The sequence below is a fragment of the Chloracidobacterium thermophilum B genome (assembly GCF_000226295.1).
Taxonomy (GTDB): Bacteria; Acidobacteriota; Blastocatellia; order Chloracidobacteriales; family Chloracidobacteriaceae; genus Chloracidobacterium; species Chloracidobacterium thermophilum.
The window spans coordinates 849,346-865,996 of the sequence record NC_016024.1; the positions used below are offsets into that span (position 1 = coordinate 849,346).

The 16,651-nt window shown below is 61.6% G+C and carries 14 protein-coding genes; 7 read left to right on the forward strand and 7 right to left on the reverse strand.

Annotated features, from left to right (window positions below; translation table 11 throughout):
- Positions 1-160: 160 nt before the first annotated feature.
- The 3 genes from CABTHER_RS15420 to CABTHER_RS03620 all read left to right on the forward strand — a co-directional run bounded on the left by CABTHER_RS15420 (position 161) and on the right by CABTHER_RS03620 (position 5,160).
- A complete protein-coding gene (locus CABTHER_RS15420; protein ID WP_014099224.1) occupies positions 161-1,885 on the forward strand; it encodes an SUMF1/EgtB/PvdO family nonheme iron enzyme in 1,725 nt (574 codons plus the stop codon).
- Positions 1,886-1,971: 86 nt separating this feature from the next.
- On the forward strand, positions 1,972-3,486 hold the full coding sequence (locus tag CABTHER_RS03615) for a DUF4388 domain-containing protein (protein ID WP_014099225.1): 1,515 nt from the start codon (positions 1,972-1,974) through the stop codon (positions 3,484-3,486).
- A 150-nt stretch (positions 3,487-3,636) separates the two neighbouring features.
- Positions 3,637-5,160: a response regulator gene (locus CABTHER_RS03620; RefSeq protein ID WP_014099226.1), complete on the forward strand. Its 1,524-nt coding sequence runs from the start codon at positions 3,637-3,639 to the stop codon at positions 5,158-5,160.
- A 65-nt stretch (positions 5,161-5,225) separates the two neighbouring features.
- Here CABTHER_RS03620 and CABTHER_RS15425 read toward each other — a convergent pair whose 3' ends face one another.
- The gene (locus tag CABTHER_RS15425) at positions 5,226-5,909 is read right to left on the reverse strand and encodes a tetratricopeptide repeat protein (protein WP_014099227.1); all 684 of its coding nucleotides are present in this window, start codon (positions 5,907-5,909) and stop codon (positions 5,226-5,228) included.
- Positions 5,910-6,033: 124 nt separating this feature from the next.
- On the opposite strand from CABTHER_RS15425, the gene CABTHER_RS03630 reads away from it, so the two are divergent.
- Entirely contained in the window at positions 6,034-8,154 is a 2,121-nt protein-coding gene (locus CABTHER_RS03630) for a molybdopterin-containing oxidoreductase family protein (RefSeq protein ID WP_014099228.1), read from the forward strand.
- 58 nt (positions 8,155-8,212) lie between these two features.
- Here CABTHER_RS03630 and CABTHER_RS03635 read toward each other — a convergent pair whose 3' ends face one another.
- The 6 genes from CABTHER_RS03635 to CABTHER_RS03660 all read right to left on the reverse strand — a co-directional run bounded on the left by CABTHER_RS03635 (position 8,213) and on the right by CABTHER_RS03660 (position 13,605).
- Positions 8,213-10,120 (reverse strand): WD40 repeat domain-containing serine/threonine protein kinase, encoded by a 1,908-nt coding sequence (locus CABTHER_RS03635; protein ID WP_014099229.1) that lies wholly within the window; start codon positions 10,118-10,120, stop codon positions 8,213-8,215.
- Positions 10,121-10,268: 148 nt separating this feature from the next.
- Entirely contained in the window at positions 10,269-10,490 is a 222-nt protein-coding gene (locus CABTHER_RS03640; RefSeq protein ID WP_014099230.1) for a hypothetical protein, read from the reverse strand.
- Positions 10,491-10,509: 19 nt separating this feature from the next.
- Entirely contained in the window at positions 10,510-10,800 is a 291-nt protein-coding gene (locus CABTHER_RS03645) for a S4 domain-containing protein (protein WP_014099231.1), read from the reverse strand.
- Between the two features lie 16 nt (positions 10,801-10,816).
- Positions 10,817-11,590, reverse strand: a complete 774-nt coding sequence (locus CABTHER_RS03650) for an enoyl-CoA hydratase/isomerase family protein (protein WP_014099232.1) — start codon at positions 11,588-11,590, stop codon at positions 10,817-10,819.
- A gap of 5 nt (positions 11,591-11,595) precedes the next feature.
- Positions 11,596-12,015 (reverse strand): thioesterase family protein, encoded by a 420-nt coding sequence (locus CABTHER_RS03655; RefSeq protein ID WP_014099233.1) that lies wholly within the window; start codon positions 12,013-12,015, stop codon positions 11,596-11,598.
- Positions 12,016-12,045: 30 nt separating this feature from the next.
- Entirely contained in the window at positions 12,046-13,605 is a 1,560-nt protein-coding gene (locus tag CABTHER_RS03660) for a YifB family Mg chelatase-like AAA ATPase (RefSeq protein WP_014099234.1), read from the reverse strand.
- A gap of 187 nt (positions 13,606-13,792) precedes the next feature.
- Here CABTHER_RS03660 and CABTHER_RS03665 point away from each other — a divergent pair, with 187 nt between their 5' ends.
- The 3 genes from CABTHER_RS03665 (at position 13,793) to CABTHER_RS03675 (ending at position 16,647) form a co-directional block, all read left to right on the forward strand.
- Positions 13,793-14,656: a hypothetical protein gene (locus CABTHER_RS03665; protein ID WP_148263925.1), complete on the forward strand. Its 864-nt coding sequence runs from the start codon at positions 13,793-13,795 to the stop codon at positions 14,654-14,656.
- 134 nt (positions 14,657-14,790) lie between these two features.
- The gene (locus CABTHER_RS03670; protein WP_014099236.1) at positions 14,791-15,384 is read left to right on the forward strand and encodes an SGNH/GDSL hydrolase family protein; all 594 of its coding nucleotides are present in this window, start codon (positions 14,791-14,793) and stop codon (positions 15,382-15,384) included.
- A 90-nt stretch (positions 15,385-15,474) separates the two neighbouring features.
- Positions 15,475-16,647 (forward strand): phosphoglycerate kinase, encoded by a 1,173-nt coding sequence (locus CABTHER_RS03675; protein WP_014099237.1) that lies wholly within the window; start codon positions 15,475-15,477, stop codon positions 16,645-16,647.
- The last annotated feature ends 4 nt before the right edge of the window (positions 16,648-16,651 follow it).

Sequence of the window (16,651 nt, forward strand, 5' to 3'; positions counted from 1 at the left end):
ACATCTCCCGTTTACTCCGTTGAGAGCAGTGGGGAGACCGTCTCCTTCGCGCATAAGCATTGGCTGTCAAAGTACGTTTGAGTACATTGTTGAGTACCTGTGGCAGGCGGCATAGATTGGAAACATGTCCTCCCTACCTTTGTCATCAAGTGAGCCGCCTATGCCGACTGCGCTCGATCCGCCACCGTCCACGCTGGATAACGCCGCCATGAACAAAAGACTTGGGGATTACCTCAAAGCCTACGGCGCGCCATTGCCATCCCAGGAAGCCCTTGACCTCTTTCTGGGGATGGCGCGCATTGTCCATGGCATGCACGAACAGTTTGCCTTCTATGGTCAGGAGTTGCGGTTTGACAACGTGATCCTGAGCGCGGAGCAGCCGCCACGTGTCCTTGATTGCGGTGTTCCTCAATCCCGGCTGTCCGCCAAGTCACCTACGCCGGAGGATGTCGCCCAAGGTATCCGCCGGGATATTCACCAATTGGGCATGATGCTGTACCAGATGGTGACGGGCCAGCCGGTGCCGGAGCGGCACGCCACGCACAACTTTCGTACGGATTTCGACGAGACCTCTGACCTGCTGCCAGTGCCGGACCCGCGGACGGTCAACCCGGCGGTCTCCGTGGAAATTGCCCGTCTGGTCGCCAAAGCCACGGCCCGCGACGCGCAAAGCCGGGCAAAAAGTATCGGGGAGTTGTTGGCTCTGCTGGAGCCGTCACCGGATGCGACACCGGAGGAGACAGCAAAGGTGCAATCGGCCTCACTCGTGCCGGCCGCATCCGCGCCAGCTGAGCCTGGACAGGCGTCTGAGGCAAGCCCGCCGGTGCGCCGGGAGGCCAGAGTGACCCTCGCCAAGCGGTCTCTGCCGGTAGTTTCCGAACGCACGGGCTTTGTCGTCAATGAAGCCGCCGTCAAGCGGGATACTCCGGCTGTGACGCCAGCGCCGCCGGCCACGCTGGTGGAAGGGCTTGCCCAGGCCTTTGCGGATTTGAGCGGGACAGGAGAGCGTCCAACCGGCAGGGGCTTCAAGTTCTTCGTGGCTGGCATGAGTTGCCTGTTGCTGCTGGTCGTGAGCCTGATCACGTACCGGATCGTCGAGAAGTTCTTTCTGGGTGGCGGGACTGGCGTGGCAACGCGCCCCACGGTGGAAGCCCTGCGGAGTAAGAGCGAAACGTCCAACCGTCCGATCTTTACTCCAACGCCTGCGCCGGATGATACCCGCGCCCTGCTGCCGGCACTTGTGGCCGTCAAAGGGGGATCGTTTGAGATGGGCAGCCGTGATGGGCAGCCGGATGAGCAGCCGGTGCACCGGGTGACACTCTCCGACTTTGAGATTGGCAAGTATGAAGTCACGAACGCCCAGTACAAGGCGTTCTGTGACGCCACCGGCCGTCCCTATCCCGAAGAACCGAACTTTGCCCGGCTGCGCAACTACTTTCTGGACTATCCCCATCATCCGGTGGTGCGGGTGAGTTGGGATGATGCCAACGCCTACTGCGTCTGGCTGAGTGAACGGACGGGAGACCTCTACCGCTTACCGACGGAAGCTGAATGGGAATATGTTGCCCGCAACAGCCCGATTGGCTGGGACAGCTACCATAGTGGCGGCGCACCGCATGAGGTCGGAACCAGCCCCCCCAACGAACTGGGGATTTATGACCTGATGGGCAATGTGTGGGAATGGTGCGCCGACTGGTACGGCTCCTATCCAGCCGAACCGCAGACGAATCCGAAAGGTCCACCGCGTGGCACGCATAAGGTGCTGCGGGGGTGTTCGTGGTATTTTAGCACCGTGCCGTGCCGTCCGACTTCGCGGTTTCGGTTCGACCCGACGTTGAATTACTGGTTCAACGGGGGCTTTCGTGTTGTCCGGGCCAAGCACTGAGCCTTCAGACATCGAACAGAAGGCACTGGAAGCGGCTGCGAACGTCGGGCTGGGGCAGTATCAATCAATCTTCGCTGAAGGGTTTTATGGGACTCTTTGACCACGTCCGAAGTGCGCGGGAGCAGGTGTCGAATATCCAGGATACTTCGGCACTGGTGGCTTCGATTGAGCAGTGCGAACGCATCCTGCAGGCTGATCCCAAGCACCTTCCGACCTTGCTGGAGCTGGGACGGCTCTACCAGGAACACGGCCAGACCCAAAAAGCCTGCGATGTGTTTTGTCGGGCCGGTGAAATTGCTGTTGAGCGCAACGATACGGAGCAGGCGCTGGTCAGCTACCGCAAGGCCGAACGGCTGGCAGCAGGCGATCTGCGGGTTGAGCTGTGGCACAAGCTGTTTTATCTCAGCTACAAGCTGCGTCGCATGGAGGAGGCTTTCGAGCGGGCCAAGCAGATCGTCGAAACCCTTGTGGAACGTGGCAACACGAAGCGGGCTGCCAACTTTGTCTCCGCCATGCCGGACTTGGGAGCCAAGGATGCCGAATACCGGCAAATCCTCGAAGCCATGGCCGGGGTTGTGCCGCGCCAGACGGGTGCAACTGGAACGGCTGTTGGCACCTGGCGGCGGGCAACCTCCGGCCAACGGAGCGCTGATGAGTACTTTCCGGGACAGACCATCCTGATTGTGGATGACGAGCCGGAGTTGCTGGAAATCCTCGAATCATCCCTGCGGACGCTTGGCGCACGCATCATCACGGCCGCAAACGGTCACATAGCCTGCGAAAAGGTCAAGAAGTACGCGCCTTCGCTCATCATCAGTGACCTCGCCATGCCGGGCATGGATGGCAGCCAGTTCTTTGAGTGGGTGAAGTCACAACCCGAACACGCGCGGGTGCCCTTTATCTGCCTGTCTTCGATTGGCTCAGAGGCAGAACGTGTCGCCGCCTTTGAGATGGGCGTCGAGGACTACTGGACCAAACCCTTTCATCCGACGGAAATCCGCTACCGCGTCAAGCATCTGCTGCGGCGTCTGCGGCGGCCCGTGGATTTTCAGGGCAAGCTGTCCCAGGTCAACCTCGCTGAAATCATCCAGATTCTGGAGTCCGGCCGCCGTACGGGATTGCTGACCATCGAATCCGGTGCAGAGCAGGCGTACCTGTACTTCCGGGATGGCTTCATCCTCAATGCCGAGTGTGGAAACCTCGCCGGGGAGCGGGCGGTGTTTCATCTGGTGGGCTGGACCAGCGGTGATTTTGCCTTCTGCACCATGCCGATGATGCGTGAAAAGGTCATTCAACTGAGTCCACAGCAGTTGTTGATGGAAGCCTTCCGGCGCTTTGATGAAGCCGAGCGCGTGTTGTCGTCCCTGCCAAACCAGCATGAAGTGTTCGTCTGTCGGCCGGGATTTGAAAAGGCCCCGGAAGTGGCCGAACAGTTGGCGCAGGGGGGCGAATTCGTTGCCAACCTGGAGACCATTCGGCAGCTTTTCGACGGCACCCGCACGTTGGAAGCCTGTTGTCAAGTGTTGCGTGATGACCTGGAAACGCTGCTTCTCGTGCGTGAACTCATTGACCGCAAGTTACTCGTGCCACGCTCAGGGTAAGGGTAGCTCGTGGCTGCCAGATTGTGGCACGATGGGGACTGATCGTTTCAAAGCCATACCTTCACCTATCCTTTGACCTGTTTTTCAGTCTGTTGACGACCGCAGTGCCGCTTTCCCCGGCGTTGTACCAAGGTGACATTCGAGGTTGCCATGGGACTGTTTGATCGGATTCTGAATGCCCGCGCACAAGTGACCAACCTGCTTGACAATGCCAAGCTCAACAGCGCCATCGAGCGTCACGAGCGTGAACTCGAACGCGACCCCGACAACCTGGGTGCTTTGCAGGAGCTGGGGTTGCTGTATCAGGAGCGCGGTGAGCCGCAAAAAGCCTGTGAGGTGATGCTGCGGGCGGCGACAATTTATTTTGATCGTCTGGATTTCGAGCAGGGAATGCTTCTGTGCCGCAAGGCGGAGCGGCTGGCTTCCGGGGAAACCCGGCTCGATGTCTGGCGCAAGCTGTTCGAGATCAACCATCGCCTGCGTCGGTATGACGACGCCTTCGGACGCGCCAAACAGATTGTCGAACACCTGATGGAGCTGGGCGAAACAGCGCGCGCGGCGGACTTTGTCAACCTGATGCCAGACTTGGGGCCGAAAGACATTCTCTACCGCCGGGAACTCAAGCTGCTGGCCGGTCTCGAAGCCGACAACGTCGCCACGGTCGGACAGGTGTCGAGTACGTGGCAGCGCAAGCAGGCGACGGTACGCGACCCGGATGAATACTTCCCCGAACTTTCGGTGCTCATCGTGGATGACGAGCCGGGGATTTTGAACGTCCTGGAAACCAGTCTGCGCTCCCTCGGCCCGCAAATCCTCATGGCATCAAACGGGCGGGTGGCCTGTGAGATGGTCAAGGCCCACCAGCCAGCGCTCATCATCAGCGACCTCAACATGCCGGAAATGGACGGCAGCCAGTTTTTTGAGTGGCTTCGCTCGCAGCCGGACTGCGCGCATATTCCTTTCGTCTGCCTGTCTTCAGCCGACAGCGAAGCCGAGCGCCTGGCCGCTTTTGACATGGGGGTGGAGGATTACTGGTCCAAACCCTTCCGTCCCATGGAAATTCGCCACCGCGTCAAACGTCTGCTCAAGCGGGTACGACCGCCCGTGGATTTGCAGGGCAAGCTGGCCCAGGTCAGTCTGGCCGAAGTCATCCAGATGCTTGAAGCCGGCCGCCGGACGGGGCTTCTGCTCCTGACGCGCCAGCAGGAAGAAGCCAGGGTCTATTTTCGGGATGGGTTCATTCTGGACATCGAATACGGCGCAGCCCGCGCTGAACGGGCCTTTTTCCGGCTGGTGGGCTGGACGACCGGAAGCTTCACCTTCCGCTCGCTGCCTATCAACCGTGAACCGGTCATCAAGCTCAACCCACAGCAGTTGCTGATGGAAGCCTTCCGGCGCTTTGATGAAGTCGAGCACCTCATTGCCGAGCTTCCCAACCGCGACCAGACCTTCATCTGCGGCGATGGTTTTGAGCGCGCGCCGGAAGTTGCCGAGCAGATTGCCCAGGAAGGCGAATTTGCCGCCAACATTGAGCGCGTGCGGCAGTTGTTTGACGGTTCACGGACGCTTGATCAGTGCTGCGACGAGCTGCGGGATGACCTCGAAACGTTGCTTCTCGTGCAGGAACTCATCAACCAGAAGCTGCTTGTTCCGGGACAGGTCATCGAGCTGTGAGTATCCAAAGACAACTGCGGCGGGCTTACGCAAACGTTCACCGGTTGCTTTGGATGTAGCCGGCGTCAGCCCAATTTTTTGAGCAGTTCCCGGGCCTCACGTTTGTACCCTTCATCCTCGCGCTCGTGGTGGCGGGAAAGTGGCGCGTCCAGAATCCACTGCAGGTGATGTTTGGCCTTCGCCTTGTTGCCGAGTGACAGGTAGCATTCGGCAATGTAGAGGTGATTGAGATAGAACTTGGGGCCGAATTCGAGTGCGGCTTCAAAACACTCGATGGCTTTGCGTTTGTCGCCAATCGAGACGGGCCAGCCGGGCACCTTGTCGTAGATGCGCCCCAGCACCCGCCACGGGCCGCCGTAAAAGTAGGATTCGTCAATTTCGATGACCCGTTCCGCGCATCGCTGAATCGGCTTGATGAGCGAAAGGCTCTTCAGAATCCCTTTCTCGTTGCCATACATGCCATAGTTGACGGCCAGCCAGAAGTTGCCCTCCAGAGAGTTTTCGTTGACTCGGACGGCTTCCTCGCCGTATTCCACGCCTCGTTCAAACAAGGCCAGCTTGTCTTTGGGGGCCGCCATTTCACCGCGCCAGTACTGGATTTCAGCCAGCAGCCCATAAGCCCAGTCGCACTGCCGGTCTTTTTCCAGCAGAGACACCAGCGCGTCTTCCGCCTGGTCGAGGTTGTCAGCGGCCAGTTCCCGCTCATTGATGAGTTTGCGAACTTTGGTGAAAACGGCTTTGTGCTTCATGGGCAACTCCGCACTGGACGCGAGGCAGGTTTTCAAAAAGTATAGGCCAACTATAGCGAAGTTGTGTCGCTTCAGACACGCCTTCGTTGTGACCAATCGCTGCCAACCAGGAAAAGGCCAACGTATGGTTGCTCTGAATGTCGTTCATGCTGCGTGTCCGCATGATTGCCCGGACACCTGCGCCATTGCCGTCACCACAGAAGGCACATGTGCGGCGCGCCGCGCCATCAAGGTCGAAGGCGATGCCCGCCACGCCGATACGGCCGGTTTTCTGTGCGCCAAGGTGTCAAAGTACCTGGAGCGCGTCTATGACCCGCGACGAGTGCTGCACCCGTTTCGCCGCTGTGGGAAAAAGGGCGAGGGCCGGTTTACCCGCATCACCTGGGACGAGGCCATTGCCGAAATCACCGGACGGTGGAAAGACCTGATGGCAACCTACGGACCGCAGTGCATTCTGCCCTACAGCTACGCCGGAACAATGGGACTGGTACAGGGACAGGGCATGGACCGGCGCTTTTTCCACCGCATGGGGGCCTCCCTGCTGGCGCGTACCATCTGCGCCACGGCCGGCGCGGCCGGCTACAAGGCGACGATTGGTGCGAGTATCGGGATGGAAGCCCGGCACTTCGCCGAGTCGAAGTTCATTCTCATCTGGGGAAGCAATCCGGTCACATCGAACGTCCATCTGTGGCGCTATGTGCTCGAAGCCAAAAAGCGCGGAGCGCGGGTCGTCACCATTGATCCCTACCGGACACGCACGGCGGCGGCTTCGGATGAACATCTGGCCATCATCCCCGGTACGGATGCGGCACTGGCGCTGGCGATGATGCGCGTCATCGTGGATGAGCAGTTGTATGACGCCGACTACGTGGCCCGCTACACATTGGGCTTCGAGGCGCTGTGCGAGCGGTTGCAGGCATACACGCCCGCTGCCGTCGCACCGATGGTTGGTCTTGATGAAGCCACCATCGTCAGACTGGCGCGGGCCTATGCCCGGACGCAGCCCAGCGCCATTCGGATCAACTATGGCTTGCAGCGGCATGCCGGCGGGGGCATGGCCGTCCGCACCATTGCCTGTCTTCCGGCGCTGGTCGGGGCGTGGCGACATCCGGCCGGTGGCATTCTGCTTTCAACTTCGGGGACGTTTCCGCTCAACTACGCGGCGCTGGAGCGCCCGGACTGGATTCCGCCCGGGACGCGCACCATCAACATGACGCGCCTTGGCGAAGCCCTGACGAATCGGGATGAAGCCGGCCGCCCGGCCGGGTTTGATCCGCCGGTGATGGCGCTTTACGTCTATAACTCAAATCCGGCAGCCATTGCGCCCGATCAGAATCAGGTCCTTGCCGGACTGCGCCGGGAAGACCTGTTTACCGTCGTGCACGAACAGTTTTTCACCGACACGACTGACTATGCCGACATTGTGCTGCCGGCGACGACCCAGCTCGAACACATGGATGTGGTCAAACCGTATGGGCATCTGTCGCTGATGTTCAACGAGCCGGCCATTCCGCCACTGGGTGAGGCGAAATCAAACTCCGATGTCTTTCGTCTGTTGGCGCAAGCCATGGGCTACACCGAGCCGGAGTTACAGGAAAGCGACGAGCAACTCATCCGGGCCGTGCTGGATGTTCGTCACCCGTGGATGGAAGGCATCACCTTTGAGCGGCTGCGTACGGAAGGCTACGTGCGACTCAATCTGCCCAGCCCGTTTGCGCCCTTTGCCGAAGGTGGTTTTCCAACGCCTTCGGGAAAATGCGAGTTCTACTCTGAAAGCCTCGCACGCCAGGGGATGGACCCGCTGCCGGCCTATGTGCCGCCACGGGAAAACGTGCACAGCAATCCGCCGCTGGCAGCGCGCTATCCGCTGGCGCTCATTTCACCGCCGGCGCATAACTTTCTCAATTCGACCTTCGTCAATCAGGATTCGCTCCGCCGCGTCGAAAAGGAACCCATCGTCGAGCTGCATCCGTCCGACGCCGAGCCACGGGGTATCAGCGACGGGCAGATGGTCCGGGTGTTCAACGACCGGGGGGCCTTTTGTGTCCGTGCGCGGGTTTCCGGGCGAATCCGGCCGGGTGTGGCCTATGCTCCCGGCATCTGGTGGGCCAAGTTCAGTCCCGACGGCCGCAACGTGAATGCCACCACCGGGCAGGCGCTGACCGACCTTGGCGGCGGTGCTACCTTTTATGATGTCCTGGTGGAAGTGGAACCGCTTGACGCTCAGGGGCGAACCTTGAGCTGAACGTTGCGGGGCGGAAATACGCTTCCCTATCCCGGCTTTTGAAACCGGTCTGAGGAAGCTAGTCCGCGATTACCGTAAGTTGCCAGAGGTGGATGAGGGCATCCGCTCCGCCGGAGGCCAGATGCTGTCCGTCCGGCGCAAACGCCAGGGACTGTGCTGCGCCATCGTGGGCCTCGACGGTGACAAGATTGGTGAAGTCCTGGGTGGCCCAAAGCTTGATGACACCATTCCAGTCACTGGAGGCGAGCCACCGGCCATCGGGCGAAAGCGCCAGCGCCCGGATGGCTTCGAGATGGGCTTCGACCGTCTGGAGCGGGCCGGTTTCAGTGGTGTGCCAGAGACACAACTGCCCGTCCCGGCCGCCGGAAATCAAGCGGCCGTCGGGCAAATAGACCAGTGACGTTGGCGCATGGCCGGACAGCCGCAGCATGGCTTGTTCGGTTTTGGAAATCAGGTCCCAGAAGTGAATGGCGTCATCGGCACCGCCGGAAGCCAACGTATGTCCGTCCGGGGAGAGCGCCAGAGCGTCAATGGTTTTGATGTGGCCAAGAAAAGAGGCAATCTGGCGTTGCCGCAGGGCGTCCCAGATTTTCACTTCCGTGTCAAACGCCGTGATGAGCCAACGGCCGTCAGAGGCAAACAGCAGGGCGCGCACGGCTGTCCGGTGCCCGAAGGAAGCAATCTCAGTGGCATCGCGCAGCGTCCAGAGCCGGGCTGTGCCGTCGGCCCCGCCGCTGGCCAGGCGGAGTCCATCCGGGGCAATGGCTACGGCATTGACCGAGTATTCGTGACCGCTGAAGAGTCCGATTTCACGGTTGGTCCGCAGGTCCCACAGGCGAACGCTCCCATCGCCGCTGGCCGAGGCCAGCCAGTCGCCGCTGCCGTGGTAGGACAGACTCTTGACGATGTGCTCATGCCCGGTCAGGGTGGCGACCAGCTTTAGCTCGACTGGCTTCATCTGCGACAGATCGAGGGTCGGAAACGTAGCCGAAATCTTGGCAATGTTGAGTGCCGCGGCCGTTTCCTCAGCTTCGCGCAGCGCCTGTTCAAATTCCTGGTAGAGCCGGAGCGCTGTTGGCTGCCGCTGTTCGCGTACCTTGGACAGGGCCCGGAGTACAACGCGCTCGATTTCTTCGGGAATGTCCGGGCGCAGACGCCGCATCAGCGGCGGCGGGTCAACCGCATGCTGGATGATGACGGCCGATGGCGTCGGCGCATCGAAGGGGACGTGGCCGACCAGCAGTTCGTACAGCGTGACGCCGAGTGAGTAAATGTCCGATGTCCGGTCGAGTTCTTCGCCCCGGCACTGTTCCGGCGACATGTAGTGCGGTGTCCCCATCACCAGTCCCGGCTCGGTGAGGTTGGAAACCGTAGTCCCGGGCCGTTCCTTGAGCTTGGCAATGCCGAAGTCCACGACCTTGACGATTTCTTCGCCGGTTTCGGGCTTGCTGAGCAGGATGATGTTGTCCGGCTTGATGTCCCGGTGGACGACGCCGGCTTCGTGCGCTGCATGGATAGCCTGGCAGACGGGCCGCAGGATGGACACAATCCGCTGGGGCGACAGCCGTTCGTGGCGTTCCAGTTCTTCGCGCAGGGAATGCCCGGTCAGCAACTCCATGGCGAGGTAGGCCTGGCCGGTCGGCAGGATGCCAAAGTCATACACACTGATGACGTTGGGATGGTTGAGCCGCGCCGCCGCCCGCGCTTCCTGGCGGAAACGCTCCAGAGTTTCGTGGTTGGAAACGAAATCAGGCAGCACGATTTTCAGGGCAATCGTGCGGTCGAGTTCCAGGTGCGTCGCCCGATAGACCGATCCCATCCCGCCCTGACCGATGAGGGCGTCGAGACGATACTTGCCGCTGATGATGCGTGCTCCGGGGAAGGCTTCGGCCAGAAACGCTCCATCTTTTGTGCAGCGCAACTCGGTGTCGTCGTAACACTGCTTGCAAAGCGGACAGTATCGCATGGTGCTATCCGAAGAAGGGATCAGACCGTGAACGCAGCATAGGCAGGCTGCCGGGCCGGTGTCCAGCATTGTCTTTGGGCAATGATATTGATGCACAGCCGGGTTGGATTCAACACCGGTCGCAGTCGGAGCCTGCCCGGATGGTCGTTCAGTCCGGGGGCAGGGTGTCGTCTTCGGCCGTGATGGCGGTTTCGGGGTTCACAGCCTCTTCTTCCTGCGCGGCCAGCTCAAGCTGAATGAAGCGCAGCTTGACGGCCGCCACATTGAGCGCCTCACAGGCTGCCTCAAACAGTTCAGCACCGGCCCGCCCGGTGAGCATGTCCTGCACAAGCTGCGTGGCTTCCTGCAACTGCGCATGGGCTTCGACCATGAGTTGTCGGTGTGCGGGGCTAAGGGACATCTTTCACCGGCATCAGGGGGTCTTCGGCCAAAAGCTCCTCGGAAAGCCGCTCGTAGAGTGTTGCCGGCGCTGTGACGCTTTTCGTTTCCGGGACGGCCAGCACGCGCACGACAAGCCGCCGGCGGCGCAGGTGCAGCGTCAACGTGTCGCCGGGCCGGACCGGCCGTGAGCTTTTTGCCGAAAGGCCATTGACGAGCACGGCCCCTGCTTCACACAAATGCTGCGCCACAGTACGCCGTGGCACGAGCCGGCTGACTTTGAGGAACGAGTCAAGGCGCATGGGCGGTGGCTTCCGGTCAGTGGTGTTTCCAGTTGGGTTTCCGTTTTTCCCGGAACGCCAGCAGCCCTTCCTGCACGTCGCTATAGCTCATCAACTGGTTGAGATACTGGTCTTCGACGGCCTGCATGGCCGCTTCGATGTCGTGAAAATACGCCGTGTGCAGCGCACGCCGGGCGGATTCCAGCACCGGCGCACTCCAGCCGCGCAGAACGGCCAGCAGTTCTTCGGTTTTGACAGCGAGTTGCTCCGGCGGCACGACGTAATCCACCAGTCCCACGCGCTGGGCCTCCGCGGCGTCAAGCACTTCCGACAGCAAGACCATCCGCAGGGTGCGGTGCCAGCCAATGATGCGCGGCAGGAGCACGCTGGACGTGGCGGGATATAGCCCAAACCGGATTTCCGGTTGCCCAAAGGTTGCCGTCGCCACCGCGATAACCAGGTCACAGTACGCCACAAGTTCACAGCCCATGCCGAAAGCCTGCCCCCGTACGACGCCGACCACTGGCTTGGACAGCGTCCGCAGGTTGCGGTAGATGGTGTGAAATTCCTGAAGCGTCTGGTAAGCCGTGGAAGGCTTGTGGTCTTCGACCGAAATGCCGGTCGAAAAGGCGGTGCACTCCGGTTCGGTGGTGATGACGATGGCGTGAAAGCTGTTGGCTGGCTTTCGCGCCAGCGCATCGAGAAGCTGGTTGATTTCGCGCATCATCGCCAGGGTCAGGATGTTGAGCGGCGGGGAAGTGAGCGTCAGGAAGGCAATGTGGTTTTCGATAGCAAGGCGTGCAAGAGGCATGGCAGTCACCGTGACATCAAGCGTTTTTGTGCGCCGGCCAGCAGGCGTTCGACCGTGACGATGGCGCGGGTGTGTTCGCCTTCGCCGATTTTACCGGCCGGGTCGAAAGCTTCGACGCGAAACCGATGAAATTTTCCATCGTTTCCAAGATAGGTTGCCGTGGCCGTGACGGTCGCGCCAACCGGTGTCGGAGCCAGATGGCGTACGTTGACTTCCACGCCGACGGAAAGTTCACCCGCCGCCTGGATACGCTCCAGCATCCGCCCACAGACAAGTTCCATCAGGGCAATCATCCGAATGGTGGCGAACACGTCAATGTAAGCATCCTGGTAGCGTTCATCCTTCCACTCGGCTGACAGGCCGTGCGCGGTATCGTGTTTGGTGACGACATAGGTGACGGTTTCGGTCTGTCCGACGGCAAGCATTGACAACTCCCTGCACCGGGCGGTTTTGGGCTACTTCCAGTAACTCCGGTCAAGACTGCGGTACTGAATGGCTTCGGCCACGTGGTGCGCGGCGATGTTGGTTGCGCCTTCAAGGTCGGCGATGGTCCGGCTGACCTTCAGGATGCGGTCATACGCCCGCGCCGAAAGCCCCAAGCGTGCCATAGCCGTCTCCAGCATCTGCCGGCCGGCACTGTCGAGCCGACAGTAGCGCCGGATAGCCTGCGGCGTCATGTGCGCATTGCAAAACATGGCTGGCTTTGTCTTGTCGCGTGTTCTGAAGCGTTCGAGCTGGCGTTCGCGCGCCCGCACCACCCGCGCCCGGATGGCGGCTGAGTCTTCGCCGGGCGCATCCGTGGCCAGTTCCCGGAAATGAACGGCTGGAACGTCCACGTGAATGTCAATCCGGTCCAGCAGCGGGCCGGAGATTTTGGCGACATACCGCTGAATCTGGGCCGGCGTGCACTGGCATTCGCGGGTGGGGTCGTTGAAAAAACCACATGGGCAGGGATTCATCGCCGCCGCCAGCATGAAGCGCGCCGGAAAGGTCAGCGACATTGCCGCCCGTGAAATCGTCACCTTGCCGTCTTCAAGCGGCTGGCGCAGCACTTCGAGCGCATTGCGGTCGAATTCGGGGAGTTCATCGAGAAACAGGACACCGTGGTGCGCCAGACTGACTTCCCCTGGACGCGGAGCCGCTCCGCCGCCGATGAGTCCGGCATCCGAAACGGTGACGTGGGGATTCCGAAAAGGACGCTCGCACACCAGACCCTGCCGCTGGGTCAACCCGGCGACGCTGTGAATGCGTGTCACGTCAAGGGCTTCCTCGAAGGTCAACGGCGGCAGGATGGTTGGAATCCGGCGGGCGAGCATCGTCTTGCCCGAACCCGGCGGCCCGATCATCAGGATGTTGTGCCCGCCAGCGCAGGCTACCTCGATGGCGCGGCGCACGTGCAGTTGCCCACGAATGTCCCGGAAGTCCGCGTGGCCGTCGGTGGTTGCCGCCAGCATGGCCGAGACATCCACGGTGAACGGCGGCGGCAGCGGATCGCTTTCCAGCAGGGTCAGCACATCCGCCAGGGAATCCACCGGATAGGTGGCCAGACCGCTGACCACGGCCGTTTCGGGAGCGTTGTCGCGGGGGACTACCATGTACCGCAGACCGCTTTCCCGTGCCTTGAGCGCCATGGAGAGCGCACCTTTGACAGGGCGCACCTGGCCGTCCAGGGACAGTTCGCCGACAAACAGCGTCTCTGCCACATACCGGCCGCGCCACCCGCCGGCTGCCCCAAGAACGCCAACCGCAATCGGCAGGTCAAACCCGGAGCCTTCCTTGCGCAGGTCGGCCGGGGCGAGATTGACGGTCATCCGCTGGTTGGGAAACAGATACCCGCAGTTGGCAATGGCCGCGCGAATCCGTTCGCGGCTTTCCCGGACGGCGGCATCCGGCAGACCAACCATGGTCACAGTGGGCTGGCTGTCGCCCATGTGCGGCGTAAGGTGGACTTCGACTTGTACGAGGTGTGCGTCAATGCCAAAGACGGCCGCACCGAAGGTTTTGAACAGCGCCATGGGTGCAACGGATATGACCAGACTGCGAGACCTTGAAACTAGGTTTTCCACGGCCGACGCGCAAGCCAAAAACTGCTGTTGTCAGCCGGTTGCACTTGGCAGCCCGACTTGATTGAATCGCGGCTGTCTGGTGTATCCCACCCGGGTGCTGCTCATCCTGCACCGTGTGTCCGTCAAGTGTTTCCTGATGCTGCCTGCACTTCTTTCCGACAGCCTGCGCCGGGCAACGTCCGGGGCGAAGTGGGCCCTGCTGCTGACGCTGGTCAACCTGGGGCTATCGGTACTGGCGCTGCTCCCGGTCATTCTCTGGCTCAATGCGGTCAACAGCGCCTCGTTGTTTGCCGAACGTCTGCTGAAGGACACCCTCGACATCGAATGGCTGTTCGTGGCGCTCCGCATCGGGAAAAGCGCCTTTCCCATCCGTCTGGCCATCACCTCTGGACTCGCCCTGCTGATCGGCTACCTCATCATCACATTCCTGTCCGGCGGCATCATTGCCACTTTTGCGCCACGCGAAGCGCCGCGCGCGTTCTGGGCGGACTGCCGCCGGTATGTGCTGCCGTTGCTGGCGGCCGGGCTGCTCACGGGGCTGCTGCTCGCCATAGCCGGCGGTGTGCTGGTGCTGTCCTGGGGGCCGCTGTACAGCCTCGTGACCGAAAACCAGACGACGCCGTGGCGCGCTGACCTCATGCAGTGGCTTGGCCTTGGCACCGGGCTGGCGATGTTCTGGAGCATTCATCTGGTGATGGACTACCTCAAGCTGGCGCTGGTGGTGCATGCGCCGCAGCGGTCGTGGAAGGGCCGCCTCCGGGCGTGGTGGGGGCTGTTTGTCCACCGTCCGGGCACGACCATCGGGTTGTATCTTGCGACGACGCTGTTGTGGCTGCTCGTCATCGGCAGCCTGCTGTGGCTGATGGGACAGGTGACGCCGGTGACCTGGTTTTCCGCGGCCCTGCTGGTGCTGCTCAGCCAGATGCTGGTGTTTGCCCGGCACTGGGTGCGGCTGGTGTTCATCGCGGGCGGGTGCCGTTTGCTGGAAACCGTGCCGTAAGGTGTGGAATGAAACAGGACAGACGCCGGTTCCTGTGGCGGTGGAGTTGGGCTTGTCTGACCGTTGCCGCTGGCTGCTTTCCCAGACCGTTGCCCGCACCGCAGCCGGCGTCAGACGTGGGAAAAGGTGTCGTCATGAAGCGTTACCTGGCTCTGGGGGATTCCTACACGATTGGGGAAAGCGTGAGCGAAGCGGAGCGTTTTCCCGAACAGCTTTGCGCCGCCCTGCGCCAGCGCGGGCAGAACTGGGACGCGCCACACATCATTGCGCGTACCGGCTGGACGACCGATGAACTGGCAGAAGCCATTGCTGCCCATCCGCCGGCAGGACGCTTCGATCTGGTGACGCTGCTCATCGGCGTCAATGACCAGTACCGGCGGCAGACACCGGAAGCGTACCGTCCCCGGTTTCGTGCGTTGCTTCAGCAGGCCATCGCCTTTGCCGGCGGACAGCCCCGGCAGGTCATCGTCCTTTCCATTCCTGACTGGTGTGTGACGCCGTTTGCCGCCGAACAACACCGGCAGGGTGAAGGCCCCGTCATTGACCGGTTCAACGCCGTCAACCGCGAGGAGACGCTTGCCGCCGGGGCACACTACGTGGATGTCACAGACATTTCGCGCCAGGCGGCGCAGGAAACGTCCTTGCTGGCGGCTGACGGACTGCATCCTTCGGGCAACATGTACGCGCTGTGGGTGGCGGCCATCCTGTCATCCGTTGTGCTGGAGTAGCTTCCGTCCTGCCGGAGTAGCCTCGGCGGCGTGATTCCCGATACACTTTCCGCACCACAACGACTTTGATCTTCTTCCCGGAGCCAGCCCATGCGTACCATTCGAGACCTTGACCTGCACCAGCGGCGTGTCTTCATTCGCGTAGATTTCAACGTTCCCGTCAAAGACGGTCAGGTAACGGACGACACGCGCATCCGCGCTGCCGTGCCCACGATTCAACTGGCGCGTGAAAAAGGCGCCAAAGTCGTTCTGGCTTCGCATCTGGGACGCCCCAAAGGCGCGCCGGAAGCGAAATACAGCCTTCAGCCGGTTGTCAGCGTGCTGAGCGAACACCTGGGTGCGCCGGTACGCTTTGCCCCGGATTGCGTCGGCCCGGAAGTCGAAAAGCTGGTGGCCGAACTCCAGCCGGGAGAGGTGCTGCTGCTCGAAAATCTCCGTTTTCACGCTGGCGAAGAAAAAAACGACGAAGCCTTTGCCCGTCAGTTGGCGGCGCTCGCCGAAGTCTATGTCAACGACGCCTTCGGTACGGCACACCGGGCACACGCCTCAACGGCCGGCATGGCGGCTTTCATCCCGGAGCGGGGCGTCGGGCTGCTGATGGAGCGGGAGCTGGAATACCTTGGCAAGGCGCTGCATGCGCCGGAGCATCCTTACGTGGCCATTCTCGGCGGCGCGAAGGTGTCGGACAAAATCGAGGTCATTGACAAAATGCTGGATGTGGCCGACGCCGTACTGATTGGCGGCGCAATGGCTTACACGTTTCTGAAGGCCCGGGGCGTCGAGGTCGGCCGCTCGCTCGTTGAGGAAGACAAACTCGATGTGGCGCGCGCGCTGGAGTCCAAAGCCCAGGCGCGCAACGTCCGGCTGCATCTGCCGACCGACCACGTGGTGGGCGATCTGGCGCGTCCTGAGCTGGAACCCCAGACGGTTCCGGTGACGGCAACGCCGCCTGATCTGGCCGGATATGACATCGGACCGGAAACCATTGCCGCCTACCAGTCCGAAATTGCCACGGCGCGCATGATTGTCTGGAACGGCCCGATGGGCATTTTTGAGCAGCCGCGCTATGCCGCCGGAACGAACGCCATTGCAGCCGCCGTGGCGGCCGCTGAGGCCATCAGCATTGTCGGCGGCGGTGACAGTGTGGCCGCCATCAATGCTGCCGGTCTGGGCGACCGGATTACCCACGTCTCCACGGGCGGCGGCGCCAGTCTGGAGTTTCTCTCCGGCATCGAACTGCCCGGCGTGGCCGCGCTCCGGTAAGCCG

Bases quoted from the DNA above. Each gene is read 5' to 3' on its own strand.
- CABTHER_RS15420 (WP_014099224.1), top strand. From the start codon at position 161: ATGCCGACTGCGCTCGATCCGCCACCGTCCACGCTGGATAACGCCGCC.
- CABTHER_RS03615 (WP_014099225.1), top strand. From the start codon at position 1,972: ATGGGACTCTTTGACCACGTCCGAAGTGCGCGGGAGCAGGTGTCGAAT.
- CABTHER_RS03620 (WP_014099226.1), top strand. From the start codon at position 3,637: ATGGGACTGTTTGATCGGATTCTGAATGCCCGCGCACAAGTGACCAAC.
- CABTHER_RS15425 (WP_014099227.1), bottom strand. From the start codon at position 5,909: ATGAAGCACAAAGCCGTTTTCACCAAAGTTCGCAAACTCATCAATGAG.
- CABTHER_RS03630 (WP_014099228.1), top strand. From the start codon at position 6,034: ATGGTTGCTCTGAATGTCGTTCATGCTGCGTGTCCGCATGATTGCCCG.
- CABTHER_RS03635 (WP_014099229.1), bottom strand. From the start codon at position 10,120: ATGCGATACTGTCCGCTTTGCAAGCAGTGTTACGACGACACCGAGTTG.
- CABTHER_RS03640 (WP_014099230.1), bottom strand. From the start codon at position 10,490: ATGGTCGAAGCCCATGCGCAGTTGCAGGAAGCCACGCAGCTTGTGCAG.
- CABTHER_RS03645 (WP_014099231.1), bottom strand. From the start codon at position 10,800: ATGCGCCTTGACTCGTTCCTCAAAGTCAGCCGGCTCGTGCCACGGCGT.
- CABTHER_RS03650 (WP_014099232.1), bottom strand. From the start codon at position 11,590: ATGCCTCTTGCACGCCTTGCTATCGAAAACCACATTGCCTTCCTGACG.
- CABTHER_RS03655 (WP_014099233.1), bottom strand. From the start codon at position 12,015: ATGCTTGCCGTCGGACAGACCGAAACCGTCACCTATGTCGTCACCAAA.
- CABTHER_RS03660 (WP_014099234.1), bottom strand. From the start codon at position 13,605: ATGGCGCTGTTCAAAACCTTCGGTGCGGCCGTCTTTGGCATTGACGCA.
- CABTHER_RS03665 (WP_148263925.1), top strand. From the start codon at position 13,793: ATGCTGCCTGCACTTCTTTCCGACAGCCTGCGCCGGGCAACGTCCGGG.
- CABTHER_RS03670 (WP_014099236.1), top strand. From the start codon at position 14,791: ATGAAGCGTTACCTGGCTCTGGGGGATTCCTACACGATTGGGGAAAGC.
- CABTHER_RS03675 (WP_014099237.1), top strand. From the start codon at position 15,475: ATGCGTACCATTCGAGACCTTGACCTGCACCAGCGGCGTGTCTTCATT.